The sequence below is a fragment of the Hymenobacter perfusus genome (genome assembly GCF_003944765.1).
GTDB classification, from domain to species: Bacteria; Bacteroidota; Bacteroidia; order Cytophagales; family Hymenobacteraceae; genus Hymenobacter; species Hymenobacter perfusus.
In genome coordinates this window covers 216,568-229,712 of the sequence record NZ_RWIU01000005.1, presented here as the reverse complement: position 1 = coordinate 229,712, position 13,145 = coordinate 216,568, and the positions used below count along the sequence as shown (strand labels likewise).

General features: G+C 60.9%; 12 protein-coding genes. 7 read left to right on the top strand and 5 right to left on the bottom strand.

All coding sequences use genetic code 11. The features are described from left to right. Positions 1–3: 3 nt before the first annotated feature. Both EI293_RS15590 and EI293_RS15585 read right to left on the bottom strand, forming a co-directional pair. Complete coding sequence (locus EI293_RS15590) at positions 4–705, bottom strand: hypothetical protein (RefSeq protein ID WP_125439461.1); 702 nt, start codon at positions 703–705, stop codon at positions 4–6. A 165-nt stretch (positions 706–870) separates the two neighbouring features. Beyond that, positions 871–1,428 (bottom strand): hypothetical protein, encoded by a 558-nt coding sequence (locus tag EI293_RS15585; RefSeq protein WP_125439459.1) that lies wholly within the window; start codon positions 1,426–1,428, stop codon positions 871–873. A gap of 291 nt (positions 1,429–1,719) precedes the next feature. Between EI293_RS15585 and EI293_RS15580 the strand changes: the two genes are divergently transcribed. The 5 genes from EI293_RS15580 (at position 1,720) to EI293_RS15560 (ending at position 7,511) form a co-directional block, all read left to right on the top strand. Then, a complete protein-coding gene (locus EI293_RS15580; protein ID WP_125439457.1) occupies positions 1,720–2,001 on the top strand; it encodes an ATP-dependent Clp protease adaptor ClpS in 282 nt (93 codons plus the stop codon). Between the two features lie 138 nt (positions 2,002–2,139). Then, positions 2,140–2,754: a recombination mediator RecR gene (recR, locus tag EI293_RS15575; protein WP_125439455.1), complete on the top strand. Its 615-nt coding sequence runs from the start codon at positions 2,140–2,142 to the stop codon at positions 2,752–2,754. Between the two features lie 188 nt (positions 2,755–2,942). After that, positions 2,943–4,940: a glycosyltransferase family 2 protein gene (locus EI293_RS15570; protein WP_125439453.1), complete on the top strand. Its 1,998-nt coding sequence runs from the start codon at positions 2,943–2,945 to the stop codon at positions 4,938–4,940. 151 nt (positions 4,941–5,091) lie between these two features. Then, the gene (locus EI293_RS15565) at positions 5,092–6,315 is read left to right on the top strand and encodes a pyridoxal phosphate-dependent aminotransferase (RefSeq protein ID WP_125439451.1); all 1,224 of its coding nucleotides are present in this window, start codon (positions 5,092–5,094) and stop codon (positions 6,313–6,315) included. A gap of 182 nt (positions 6,316–6,497) precedes the next feature. Further along, on the top strand, positions 6,498–7,511 hold the full coding sequence (locus tag EI293_RS15560) for a bifunctional heptose 7-phosphate kinase/heptose 1-phosphate adenyltransferase (RefSeq protein ID WP_125439449.1): 1,014 nt from the start codon (positions 6,498–6,500) through the stop codon (positions 7,509–7,511). A 201-nt stretch (positions 7,512–7,712) separates the two neighbouring features. Here EI293_RS15560 and hemE read toward each other — a convergent pair whose 3' ends face one another. Together hemE and EI293_RS15550 are read right to left on the bottom strand one after the other, a co-directional pair. Then, complete coding sequence (gene hemE / locus EI293_RS15555; RefSeq protein ID WP_125439447.1) at positions 7,713–8,747, bottom strand: uroporphyrinogen decarboxylase; 1,035 nt, start codon at positions 8,745–8,747, stop codon at positions 7,713–7,715. A gap of 548 nt (positions 8,748–9,295) precedes the next feature. After that, positions 9,296–9,922, bottom strand: coding sequence for a MarC family protein (locus tag EI293_RS15550; protein WP_125439445.1), 627 nt, complete (start codon positions 9,920–9,922; stop codon positions 9,296–9,298). A 154-nt stretch (positions 9,923–10,076) separates the two neighbouring features. Here EI293_RS15550 and purE point away from each other — a divergent pair, with 154 nt between their 5' ends. Continuing rightward, on the top strand, positions 10,077–10,628 hold the full coding sequence (purE, locus tag EI293_RS15545; RefSeq protein WP_125439443.1) for a 5-(carboxyamino)imidazole ribonucleotide mutase: 552 nt from the start codon (positions 10,077–10,079) through the stop codon (positions 10,626–10,628). Between the two features lie 93 nt (positions 10,629–10,721). Continuing rightward, entirely contained in the window at positions 10,722–11,855 is a 1,134-nt protein-coding gene (locus tag EI293_RS15540; RefSeq protein WP_125439441.1) for an endonuclease/exonuclease/phosphatase family protein, read from the top strand. 62 nt (positions 11,856–11,917) lie between these two features. On the opposite strand, the gene EI293_RS15535 is transcribed toward EI293_RS15540, so the two are convergent. Next, on the bottom strand, positions 11,918–13,066 hold the full coding sequence (locus EI293_RS15535) for an FAD-dependent monooxygenase (protein WP_125439439.1): 1,149 nt from the start codon (positions 13,064–13,066) through the stop codon (positions 11,918–11,920). Positions 13,067–13,145: the final 79 nt, after the last annotated feature.

The following is a 13,145-nucleotide window of genomic DNA, read 5'->3' as shown; positions in this document are numbered from 1 at the left end:
AGCTTACTGCGCGCCGTTGGTAGCGGGAGCAGGGGCTGCAGCAGGAGCTGAGGCCGGTACGCCAGCGGCGCTGGTACGCAGCATAAGCTTAAGCGGCGCAACGTTCATTTCCCGGATGGGCACAATGCCATATACCGTTTCGCCGGGGCGGATGACCTTGTTGGTGAGGTCGTAGCGGGCAAACTCGGTGCGCATGTTTTGGTTGGCTAGGCCAGCTCCCAGCATGTTGCCGCCGGCAATGAACGGGCCGGTAGGGATAAATTTGCGGTTATCTTCCACTATCTGGCCATTTACGGTGACGTAGCTGCCCACATTGAAGTTCAGCAGCAGATAGAGCAGATAGATAGCCACGCCCTGCTTCATGTCGTTGGCGGCCTGCACCCCGGGCACCGGAATGATTGCCCGGTCGCCGAACGTCAGTTCCAGGTCGCGCGAGAAGTTCAGGTCGGAGCTGGTGTTGTTCTTGACCTTCACCGCTACCACCTGGTAGCCCTGCTTACGTTCTTTCTTGCTGTATTTCTTGTTTGGACCATTAACGCGCAAGGCGCTGTAGTGGTACTCAAACTCAACTGGGGCTCCGTTCTGGGCGGTAGGCTGATAGTTGCTGATCCGTTCGGGCCGGATAGCGTGGTAGCTGCCTGCACAGCTGGAAAGGGCAACAGTGGCTGCCAAAACAGCAGCCAGACGGGTAGAGGGTTTCCGCATAGGAAGTAGAAAAGGGGATACGTAGCAGAATACCAATGGGGCATTCACGTCAAAGCTACCGAATTGGGCAGGCTAGGCAAAGACGCTGGCGAATAAATCATGCATTATAGTGCCTTAGTGCCAAAAATATCTAGCTGCGTTCATTGGCAACTCTCCGCGAAAAGCCTATGTGGGTAATTCCAACTCTTGGGGTAATACAAATTTTAGGCTGCGGCTTTTGGCGCGGGCGTGGAGCTGCTGTAGAAAATCATCCAGCTCGGACTTGTACTCCAGCCACAGGTCCTCGTGCAGGTTCTGCAGCACAAGCTGTGCCGTACGGGCTGCCAGGCGGGCGGTGCCGGTGTAAAAGCCGGCGTACACGCTTTCAAACTGTCCGGTATAGTTCTCGAAGATGTGGCGTAACGTGTACAGATTCAGGTCCACTTCCAGGCGCTTGTCTTTGGTGATACGCCGGGCTCGGGCTACTTCCTTAATGGCTTTGCCGAGGGCTTTGGTGAGGCTGCGGTTGAGCAGGCGGCCGGTGGCACCCACCGCAAACAGCTCGTGAATCTGGTCGGAGGAGTGCTCAAACACCGTTTCCGTGGTTGTATCGGGCAGCAGCTCAAAGCAGAGCGTATCGTACAACTCGGCGTCGCGGCGGGCAGCTCGCAGCAGCAGCGTTTCTTTCTCCTTATCGGTGAGACGCTTGAGGGCGCGCTTAAAATCGGCGGACGGAACGGGCATGAGGGAAAGTAATGAATTCGGGCGGCAGAATCCGGCTGAAAAAAAAGTCACTAGGACTGTTTTTGGCCCGCCGGCCTGGGATAAGCCTACGGAAGAAAAGCGAAAGAGACGGTCAAAAAATACGACGTATCTGCGGAAGTGCCACTGGCGGCTGGAAGCTGCGGTGCCGGGCCGCTGCCGGTAGCCGCTCCGGTGAAAAAGCGGCAACAATTCAAGCAATCAGGTAGTTGTAGAAGCCCACAGTGCAAGGAATGCTTCGCCTTTTTACCTGTTTTTCCGTATTTTTGCCCCATGAACAGCAAACCGCAAATCGAGTACGACGAGGACGTTCTGCTCCTGGAGGAAACTACCGACGTGCGCGACCTGGTGGTGTATAACGACGACATCAACACGTTCGACCACGTAATAAAAACCTTGATGGACGTGTGCGGGCACCAACCCGAACAGGCGGAGCAATGCACGCTCCTGATCCATTACAAGGGCCAATGCACCGTAAAGCACGGCGTATACGACGAACTGGCCGGCATGTGCACCGCCATCCACGACCGGGGCATTTCGGCCGACGTGGTATAGCGTCACTGACCTGAAAAAAATCTGTCATCCTACGCTTGCGCAGGACCTATCGGGGGGCAGCTGGTGTTAGTAGCCGGACCCCGTTGGTATCCCCGGCAAGCGTGGGATGACAGTTCTTTTTACCCCTTTCTGACCTGCATGGAATTCCCTTCCAAACTGATTGAAAATGCCGTTGGCGAGTTGTCGAAGCTGCCGGGCGTGGGCAAGAAAACCGCCCTGCGGCTGGCCCTGCACCTGCTGAAGGCCGAAGCGGACACCACGGCCTCACTGGCGGAGGCGCTGGCCAAAATGCGCTTCGAAATCCGCTATTGTGATACCTGTCACAATATTTCCGACACGCCGGAGTGCGGCATCTGCGCCAACCACCTGCGCGACCAGAGCACGGTGTGCGTGGTATCGGACATCCGCGACGTAATTGCCATCGAGAATACGGCCCAGTACCAGGGCATGTACCACGTGCTTGGCGGCGTTATTTCGCCCATCGAAGGCATCGGCCCTTCCGATCTGACCATTGACTCCCTGGTGGAGCGGGTAACTAAGGACGGCTCCGAAATCCGGGAAGTTATTCTCGCCATCAGCCCCACCATGGAAGGCGACACCACGGCCTTCTACCTCTCGCGCAAGCTACGCGACCTGCCGGATCTGAACGTCAGCAGTATTGCCCGGGGTATTCCGATGGGCGGCGAGCTGGAGTACGCCGATGAAATTACGCTGGGCCGCTCCATTGTGGAGCGGCAGCGGCAAAGTCGTTAACGGACTCTATAGAAAGCCAAGCGCAAAGAACCCGCATTGATCAGCCCAGAGTCTCCCACGCCGGTTCGGCCGCGTAGGGCTCTGGGCTTTTTGCAGCATAAGAAGCTGAAAAGAACAGAATGCCGGACCTATGACGCGCAATGACAACCGGGCTATGTAACTTTCGCGGCCCTTCCTGATCTTCCTCCGTGCCGCCTGCCTGCAAGCTTTCCGTCATTATTGTCAACTACAACGTCTGCTACTTTCTGGAGCAGGCGCTGCTGTCGGTGCGGCGGGCGGTGGAGAAGCTGGGCCAGCCGGTGGAGGTGTTCGTGGTGGATAACAACTCCGTAGACGGCTCGGTGGCGATGGTGAAGGCCCGGTTTCCGGAAGTCCTGCTAATCGAAAACCACGATAACCCCGGCTTCAGCCGCGCCAACAACCAAGCCCTGCGCCAGGCCACTGGCCAGTACCAGCTCCTGCTCAACCCCGATACGGTGGTGGAAGAGGACACCTTCCGGCTGTGCTGCGAGTTTATGGATGCCCACCCGCGCTGCGGTGGGCTGGGGGTGAAGATGCTGGATGGCCAGGGCCGGTTCCTGCCCGAGAGTAAGCGCGGTCTGCCCACGCCCTGGGTGGCGTTCTACAAGATTTTCGGGCTGGCCCGTCTGTTCCCGAAGTCGCGGCGGTTTGGGCGCTACCACTTGGGCTACCTCAGCCCCGAGCAGACCCACGAAATTCAGGTGATCAGCGGCGCGTTCATGCTCATGCGCCAAACGGCCCTGGATCAGGTCGGGCTGCTGGACGAGGATTACTTCATGTACGGCGAGGACATCGACCTCTCGTACCGGCTCACGCAGGGCGGCTGGCAGAACTACTATTTTGCCGGCACCCGTATCATCCACTACAAGGGCGAGAGCACCAAGCGCACGAGCGTGAACTACGTGTTCGTGTTCTACCGGGCCATGGTGATTTTTGCCCGCAAGCACTTCGCCCCGGGCCGGGCCGGCACGTTCAGCGTGCTCATTAACGGGGCCATCTGGCTGCGGGCCGGCGCGGCCGTGGCCCAGCGGCTGGTAGCGCAGGCCGCGCCTGTGCTGCTGGATGCGGCCCTGCTGTACGCGGGCATGTACCTGCTGAAGGAATACTGGGAAGACAACCACAAATACGTGCCTACGGCCTACCCACCGCAGTTTATGCTGGTGGCGGTGCCGTTGTACATTGCCGTGTGGCTGCTGGCGGCCTTCTTCAGCGGCGGCTACGACCAGCCCACCCGTACCAGCCGCATCGTGCGGGGCGTAGCGCTGGGCACGGTGCTGATTTCGGCCTTTAGCAACTTTCTGGATGCTTGGCGCTTCTCCAAGGCTCTGATTGTGCTGGGCGGGGTGTGGGCGGCGGCGGCCCTGGTGCTGCGCCGCATGGCCACCAATTTCCTGCGCTACCGCACGTTCAGCTTAGCCAGCCGGCAGCAGAAAAACGTGGGTATTGTGGGCTCCTGGCAGGAAAGCTGCCGCGTGCGCCAGCTGCTGGAGCAGGCCGCCGTGCCGGCCCGCGTCATCGGCTACGTGGAGCCACAGGCCGGCCTCCGCCCCGCCGGGCCGGCCCCCGACGACCTGCTGGGCGAGGTGCGGCAGCTGGAGGACATCATTCGGATTTACGGGCTGAACGAGCTGGTCTTCTGCGGCCGCGACCTGCCCGCCAGCCAGATTATCGGGCTGATGGTAGGTCTGCCGCATCATCCGCCCGTGGCCTACAAGATTCTGCCCCAGGACAGCGAGTACATCATCGGCAGCTCCGGTAAGGACTCGCCCGGCGACTACTACGCCCTCGATATCACCCTGAACCTGTACCGGCCTCAGCAGGTGCGCAACAAGCGGGTACTGGATATTCTGACCAGCCTCTGGTTGCTGATGCTGAGCCCGATGATATTGGGCCTGCAACGCCACAAGGCCGGTTTTATGCGCAACTGCCTGCGGGTGTTCACCGGCTCGCGTACCTGGGTGGGGCTGCGCCACGCCACCGGTCCCAGCCGTCAGGCCCGCGCCATCCTCTCGCCCGCCGACGCCGTGCAGGCCACCACCCCGCTCACCGATGCCACCCGCCGCCGCCTGGAGCTCCTCTACGCCAAGGACTATGAGTCGAGCATGGACCTGCGGGTGCTGTGGCAGTGCTTCCGGCAACTGGGCCGGGAGGAGGATATAGGGTAGGAGGATGTGAGGGTTGGGGGGTAGGAGTTGATTCGCTACATGCTCAGGATGACCAATAACTCTTGCCCGCTTACCCCCACACCCTCACACCCCAACGAAACCTCCGTACCTTTACCGTCCACCCGTTTCACTCCCCAATCCCCCCGTTATTATGGCTGCTGACGCTACTACTTTCACGCCCCTCGTTCTTTCTGACCGCATCAATGCCATGCAGGAGTCGCAGACCATTGCTATGGCCAAGAAGGCCCGGGCGCTGGCCGCCGAGGGCGTGGACGTTATCAGCCTGAGCTTTGGAGAGCCGGATTTTCAGACGCCGCAGTACATCAAGGATGCCGCCAAGCAGGCCCTGGACGAAGGCTACACCTTCTACACGCCCGTACCCGGCTACCCCGAGCTGCGCCAGGCCATCTGCGACAAGTTTGAGCGCGACAATCAGCTCAGCTACAAGCCCGAGAACATTGTGGTGAGCACCGGGGCCAAGCAGGCGTTGGCCAACGCCGTGCTGGCCCTGGTGAATCCCGGCGACGAGGTGATTGTGTTTGCGCCCTACTGGGTGAGCTACGAGGAGATGGTGAAGCTGGCCGGCGGCACCACGGTGCAGCTCATGGGCACGCTGGAAAACGACTTCAAAGTGACAGCCCAAGAGCTGGAAGCGGCCATTACGCCCCGCACTCGCCTCGTCATGTACTCCTCGCCCTGCAACCCCACCGGCTCGGTATTCAGCCGCCAGGAGCTGGGTGCCATTGCCGAGGTAGTGGCCCGTAACCCCCACGTGCACGTACTTGCCGATGAGATTTATGAGTACATCAACTTCGTGGGCGAGCACGCCAGTCTGGCACAGTTTGCGGCCGTGAAGGACCAGGTAATTACCGTCAACGGCTTTTCGAAAGGCTACGCCATGACGGGCTGGCGCATCGGCTACCTGGCGGCCCGCAAGGAAATTGCCGCCGCCTGCGAGAAGCTGCAGAGCCAGATTACCTCCGCCACCTGCTCCATTACCCAGCGGGCGGCCCTGGCCGCTTTGCAGGGTGGCCGCAGCTCGGCCGATGTAATGGTGGAAGCCTACCGCCGCCGCCGGGATATGGTGCTGGAGCTGGTGCAGGACATTCCCGGCTTCCGCACGGCCACGCCCAGCGGTGCCTTCTACATCTTCCCCGACGTAACCGGCTACTTCGGCAAAACCACGCCCACCGGCGAAACCATCAGCAGCGCCGCCGATTTGGCCATGTTCATGCTCAACGATGCCCACGTAGCGGCCGTGGATGGCGGCGCGTTCGGCGCACCCAACTGCATCCGGTTCAGCACCGCCGCCGCCGATGAAAAGCTACGCGAAGCCTTCCTGCGCATCAAAACCAGCTTGGCCAAGCTGCGCTAGCGCCCGCGTCTTCCGGTGGCGGAACGGTGCCTGCCCAATGTCTGAACCAGAACATAGTGATGTTCGGGGCAAAACATAACTATGTTTCGTCCCGAACATCACTATGTTCTGGTCGCCACCCGCTGGCGCTGCATTTCTTCCGGCGGGTTACCTTTGCGGCCTCTTACTTTGAACACGCCGTAATGCCCGTTGCCAATCCTGCCTCACTGCCCGAGTTATTTGCCGCCTTCAACCGCCTCACCGTGCTCATCGTGGGCGACGTGATGATGGACGCCTACGTGTGGGGCAAAGCCGCCCGCCTCTCGCCCGAGGCACCGGTGCCGGTGGTGAACGTAAGCCGCACCGAAAACCGCCTGGGCGGGGCCGCCAACGTGGCCCTGAACGTGCAGGCCCTGGGTGCTACCCCGCTGCTGTGCGCCGTGATAGGGGAGGACCAAGGCGGCGACCAGCTGCTGGAGCTGCTGCACACCACCGGCTTATCGGCCGAGGGCATCGTGCGCTCGGCCCACCGGCCCACCACCGTGAAACAACGCATCCTGGCCCACGGCCAGCAGCTGCTGCGCATTGATTCGGAAGTGGAAACCAACCTCAACCCGGAGGAAAACGAGCGGCTCACGGTCCGTTTCGAGCAGCTGCTCAGCCGCGCCGACGTGGTGATTTTTGAGGATTACGACAAGGGCGTATTACAGGAAAGCAGCATCCAGCACTTCATCCAACTGGCCCGGGCGCAGGGCGTGCCCACGGTAGTTGACCCCAAAAAGAAGAATTTTCTGGCCTACCAGCATTGCACCCTGTTCAAGCCCAACCTCAAGGAACTGCGCGAAGGCCTGAAGCTGGAATTCGGCGACGCCGAGGCCGACCGCCCGCACTTCGAGGCCGCCGTAGCCCGCCTGCGCGAGGTGTTGACGCCCGAAATCGTGCTGGTTACCCTCTCGGAGCGCGGCGTATTCGTGGAGAACGGCCAACTCACCCGCACCTACATTCCGGCTCACCTGCGCACCATCTCCGACGTATCGGGGGCCGGCGACACGGTTATCAGCATTGCCGCCTTATGCGTGGCCCTGGGCCTGTCGGCCCCGGCTACGGCCGCTTTGGCCAACCTGGGCGGCGGCCTGGTCTGCGAGCAGGTGGGCGTAGTGCCCATCGAGAAAACTATGCTGCTGAAGGAAGCCGAGCGGCTGGGACTGGCGTTATAGCCCGGCATTGCGAGGAGGAACGACATTCCGCGCATTAAGCGGCGTCCGTCCTTCACGGCGCGCCAAACCTAGAGTAAGCAGAAAGCCCCTGACGTCCGTGCTGGCGTCAGGGGCTTTCTGCATTTCAGGGTCTTGCGCTTTATACTGGAAGGACTGACGCCGCTTAATGCGCGGAATGTCGTTCCTCTTCGCAATGACAGGCTACTTGCGCAGTTCCGTACTGTACTCCTTCACGGTGTTGATGAACACCTTCACGTTGTCGGGGTTGGTATCGGGGTACACGCCGTGGCCGAGGTTGGCAATGTGGCGGTGCGGCCCGAACCGGTCGAGCATGGCAATGGTGGCGGCGCGCACCTGCTCGGGCGTGCCGTAGAGGGCGCAGGGATCGAGGTTGCCTTGCAGGGTTTTGTCGCCGACGAGGGGGCGCACGGCGCGCGGATCCTGGTTCCAGTCGAGGCCGATGGTGCGACAGGGCAGCTGGGCGAATTCCTCCACGGCCCAGAAGGCCCCCTTGGCGAATACCGTCACGGGTACCTCCGGAATGGCCCGGCAGATTTCGGCAATGTAGCGGCTGCTGAACTCCTGGTAGTGGGCGGGCGGCAGAATCCCGGCCCAGGAATCAAACACCTGAATGATGTTGGCTCCGGCTTCTACCTGGGCCTTCAGGTAAGCAATAGTCGTGGCCGTGATTTTGCGCAGCAGCTCGTGGGCCAGCGCGGGCTCGGCGTAGAGCATGCGGCGGGCTTTGCTGAAGGTTTTGGAGCCGTGGCCCTCCACCATGTAGGCCAGAATCGTCCAGGGCGCGCCGGCAAACCCGATAAGGGGCACCCGGCCGTTGAGGGCACGCTTGGTTACCCGGATGGCTTCCAGTACGTAGCCGAGGTGTTCCTCGGGGTCGGCGATGCGCATGCGGTCCACGTCCTGGGCCGTTTTGATGGTTTCGGGGAACAGCGGGCCGCGGGCTTCCACCATCTCGTAGGTGAGGCCCATGGCTTCGGGCACCACCAGAATATCGGAGAAGATGATGGCCGCGTCCACGTCCAGCGCGTCAATGGGCTGGATGGTGACTTCGGCGGCCAGGTCGGGGGTTTCCACCAGCTCTTTGAAGCCGCTGAGGCGGGCGCGCAGGGCGCGGTATTCGGGCAGGATGCGGCCGGCCTGGCGCATGAGCCACACGGGGGTGCGCTCAGTTTCTTCGCCACGGGCAGCCCGGAGGAGGAGGTCGTTCTTCAGCATAGGAAGCGCAAAGATACGCCTACTGCGCAGGAATGTAGAACTGACGATTAATTACTGTGCTATGGAATTGTTATAGCTCCTTGCATAGTGAATACGGCTAGACGTTTTGGCCGATTCATCGATTTCAATGCCTCATTATATAGTTCCGGAGGATATATCTTCCTTATTCGATTTCGATCTGTACTATCGACTGTCTTATAGTCGAAGTTGATAAAGACATGCGTCAGCGAATCAATTGTCAGCGTAGTGTCGCAGATCAACTGCTGACCGTTGCTCTTTATCAAAAGTCGGTGTGAACCAGATTTAGTGATGAGCGAATGAGTATCAAATAGGTCACCTATACCAGTGTAGCTAACAGTATCCTGCGATACTATTGCTGTATCCCACGTTACTAGTAAGTCAATAGCCTTCTGAGTTTCGCTGGTGTTATCGATGTGAAAATGCACAGGATAGGTGCGGGCTGGCTGTTCCTGATACGGCAGCGCTGGGCTGTTACAGCTTAATACACTACCCGTAAGAAGACAAAGGATAACGCGGGTCATATTCCGCTACCGGCTCAGCCCTGGGAACAGCGCCACAATGGCCGTGGCCATGAAGTTCACCCCGATAGCCAGCGTCAGGAAGCCCATGATGCGGGCCAGGGCCGCCATACCGGGCCGCCCCAGAAACCGCGTCAGGCGCAACGACGACATCAGGATGATATAGGCCGCCAGCGCTACTAGGCAGAAGCCCAGCACAATCAGGCCCATATCGGGCACGCTCAGCTTCTTGGTAAACAAGCCGATGCACACGGCCATGGAGCCCGGCCCCGAGAGCATGGGCATGGCCAGCGGCGTGAAGCTGATATCGTTTTTGTGCATGCTCTCCTCCAGCGTGGCTTCCGATACCTTGGCCCGGTTGCCACCCGGCGTCAGCAAATCAAAGGCCGAGCGCATGAGCAGAATGCCGCCCGCAATGCGCAGGTGGTGAATATTGATGCCGAAGAAGTTGAGCACGTACTGCCCCGCGAAAAACGAAACCGTGAGTACCCCCACCATGTACAGGCAGGCCTTCAGGCCGATGTTGGCGCGCTCAGCGGGAGTGTCCTCCTCCGTCAGCGTCAGGAATACCGGCATGGCCCCGAAGGGGTTAACCACAGAAAACAGGGTGGTGAAGGTGGCAAGCAGAATTTCCATCGGCTAAGGCAGTAGGGCGCAGGTAAAGGTACGAGCGTTTAGGAAGCGGCAAAACCGGGAAAATGCTATGTTTAGTGGTCCAACCACGGACGTGGTTGCGCGTAGAAGCCATTCCCGGCCGGGCCTCGCCCGGTTTCTCCCTCCTTAGTTCCGTATGACCACCGCGCTTCCCGCTCCCAACTCCGAATCCGTTTCCTCCGATACGCCCCTGGTGGGCATCATTATGGGCTCCCAGTCCGATCTGAAAGTGATGACGGCCGCCGCCGAGCTGCTGCGGCAGTTCGGCGTACCGTATGAGCTGACGCTGGTATCGGCCCACCGCACGCCGCACCGGCTGGTGGAATACGCCGAAACGGCCCGTAAGCGCGGCCTGCGCGTGCTCATTGCCGGTGGGGGCGGGGCAGCCCACCTGCCCGGCATGGTAGCCTCGTTTACCACCCTGCCCGTTATCGGGGTGCCCATTAACTCCGCCACCTCCATCCACGGCCTCGATTCCATCCTCTCCATGCTCCAGATGCCGGCTGGCGTGCCCGTGGCCACCGTGGCGCTGGATGGGGCCCCCAACGCCGCCGTATTGGCCACTCAGATTCTGGCCCTCAGCAACGCCCGCCTGCAGGACGCGCTGGAAAAATACCGTACTTCGCTTAAAGACAAAGTAATGCGCACCATCGAAGAATTGCGTAAAGGTGGCCTCAGTGACGATTAACGGCCCATTTACGTAGCTGCTGCCCTGTTTCTCTCTCCCTCTCAGTTCTCCTCCCCCTTGCCCGATTTCGACTCTCTTCCGCTTTGGCTCACTGTGCTCCACGGCCTTGTCTTGCTGCTGGCCGTGGCCGGCCTGATAGCCACTTTGCTGCCCCTGCTGCGCCAGACGGCGTGGTGGATTCGGGTATTCGACTTTCCCCGCCTCCAGATTGTGGGCGTGCTGCTGGTCGTGATTCTGGGCGGGCTGGCCTTGGGCTGGGCTGACTTGCCGGGGTACTACGGCGTGGGGCTGCTGCTGGCCCTGGCAGTGGCCGTGCTGTACCAGGGCTTCCGGATTGTACCCTACACCCCGCTGGTGAAAAAGCAGGTGGGCGACAGTACGCTCAAAGATGGCAAGCGCCATTTGAGTCTGGTGATGATGAACGTGCTGCAGTACAACAAGCAGGGAAAAAAGGCTTTGCAAGTGCTGCAGGAGGCCGATTCCGACATCATCATGGCGGTGGAAACCGACGAGTGGTGGCATCAGCAGCTCAAGCCCCTGGAGGAAACGCACCCCTACACTTGTCACGAGCCGCTGGATAATACCTACGGCCTGCTGTTTTTCTCGCGCCTCAAGCTGGAAAGCTGCGACATCAAGTATCTGCTGGATGATGATGTGCCCAGCCTGCACGCCCGTGTGCAGCTGGCCGACGGCCGCACCTGGGTGCAGGTGTACGGCCTCCATCCCAAGCCGCCAGCGCCGGCCGAATCCAAAACCAGCACCAAGCGCGACGCTGAGTTGCTGTTGGTGGGCAAAACCATCGACAAAAAGGATGAACCCACCATTGTGTTCGGGGATATGAACGATGTGGCCTGGTCGCACACCTCCGAGCTATTCCGGCGCATCAGCGGCCTTATGGATCCGCGCGTGGGCCGGGGCCTGCTGCCCACTTTCCACGCCGACCACTACCTGCTCCGCTGGCCCCTCGACCACGTATTCGTATCGGCCGATTTCAAGGTGGATGATATGGAGCGCCTGCCCTACGTAGGGTCAGACCACTTCCCCATCTACATCAAGCTCAGCTACGAGCCCCACGACAAAGAAGAACAGGAGGAAAACTGCGAGCAGGCCGACGCCGACGACCACGCCGAAGCCACCGAGAAGATACAGGAAGGCTTCGAGGAGGAAGATGAGGAGGAGGCCGAAGAAGCTGCCAACCCCGGCGAGAAAAAGGAGCTGACGACGTAGTGCCGTACAGCAAACAGCCTCAATAACACAGCAGCCCCCGGCACTTAGCGGGGGCTGCTGCGTTATTCGCCTTCGTAGAGAAACGCCATCTGCTGCTGATTAAGCCGCCGTGGCAGGTGGCGCATCACCCAGTTGCGCAGACTCACCAGCGGCGCGCTCGTCAGTTGGGCCGCTTTCCCTAGCTGCCACGACTGCTCCACAATGCGTGTGGTGCGGGGGCGGCGAAGTTTGGTGAACCGGGCGAAGGCAGCGGGCCAGTCGTGCGGCAATTCCCGCAGGCAGCGGGTGAGCATAGCGGCATCCTCCACGGCCATGCCCGCGCCCTGGCCCATGTTGGGCGTGGTGGCGTGGGCCGCGTCGCCCAGCAGCAAAACGCGCCCGAAATGGAAGCGAGGTAAAGGTCGTAAGTCCAAAATATCACCCCACAGCAGCTGCTCCGGGCTGGTGTGGGCCAGCACCTGTGGCACAGGGGCGTGGAAGTGGCCAAAATGCCGTTGCAGATCAGCCAACGTGTAGTGCTGAAACTCCGGGTTGCGGGCAATGGCGCTGTTGATGCAGGCAAACCAGTAGGCGCGCCCATTCGCCAGCGGCACCACCCCGAAGCGGCCGTGGCGGCCCCAGCTTTCCGTGGTGCGGCCCGGTACCAGCGGCAGGCCAGTAGCATTCATGATGCCCCGCCAGCAGGTGTAGCCGGCGTAGCGGGGCTGGCTGCCCGGCAGGAGCTGCAACCGCACCTGGGAGCGGATTCCGTCGGCGGCCAGGATGGCGCGGCCGGTAGCTTCGGTACCGTCTTCAAAACGAACGGTTACGTGCTTAGGTGTCTGCTCGAAGCCCGCCATTCGCTTGCCCAGCTGCACGGTGTTGGGGGGCAGGGCCGCCAGCAACGCCTGTTGCAACTCCGCCCGATGAATGGCCAGGTTGTCGAAGCCCAGCCGCTGGGTGAAGGGGCGGGTGTCCACCACGTTCAGCGGGCGGCCGTGCTCATCCAGCAGGCCAATGCTTTCCACCACAAAACCGCGCGCATGCACGGCATCGTGCAGGCCCAAGGTGTCGAGGGCGCGCATGGCATTGGCCCCCAGCACCACGCCCGCCCCAATTTCGCGCAGCTCCGGGGCGGCTTCCAGCACCTGTACCGTGTAGCCGAGCTGCCGGACCGCCTGCGCTGCCGCCAGCCCAGCAATGCCCGCCCCGATTATCAGAAAGTCAGTCATACAGCCGAAAAGTACGGTACAACACGCAGAAAGGCCCGGAGCAGCTTGCTCCGGGCCTTTGTAATCCGTCACAGAATCT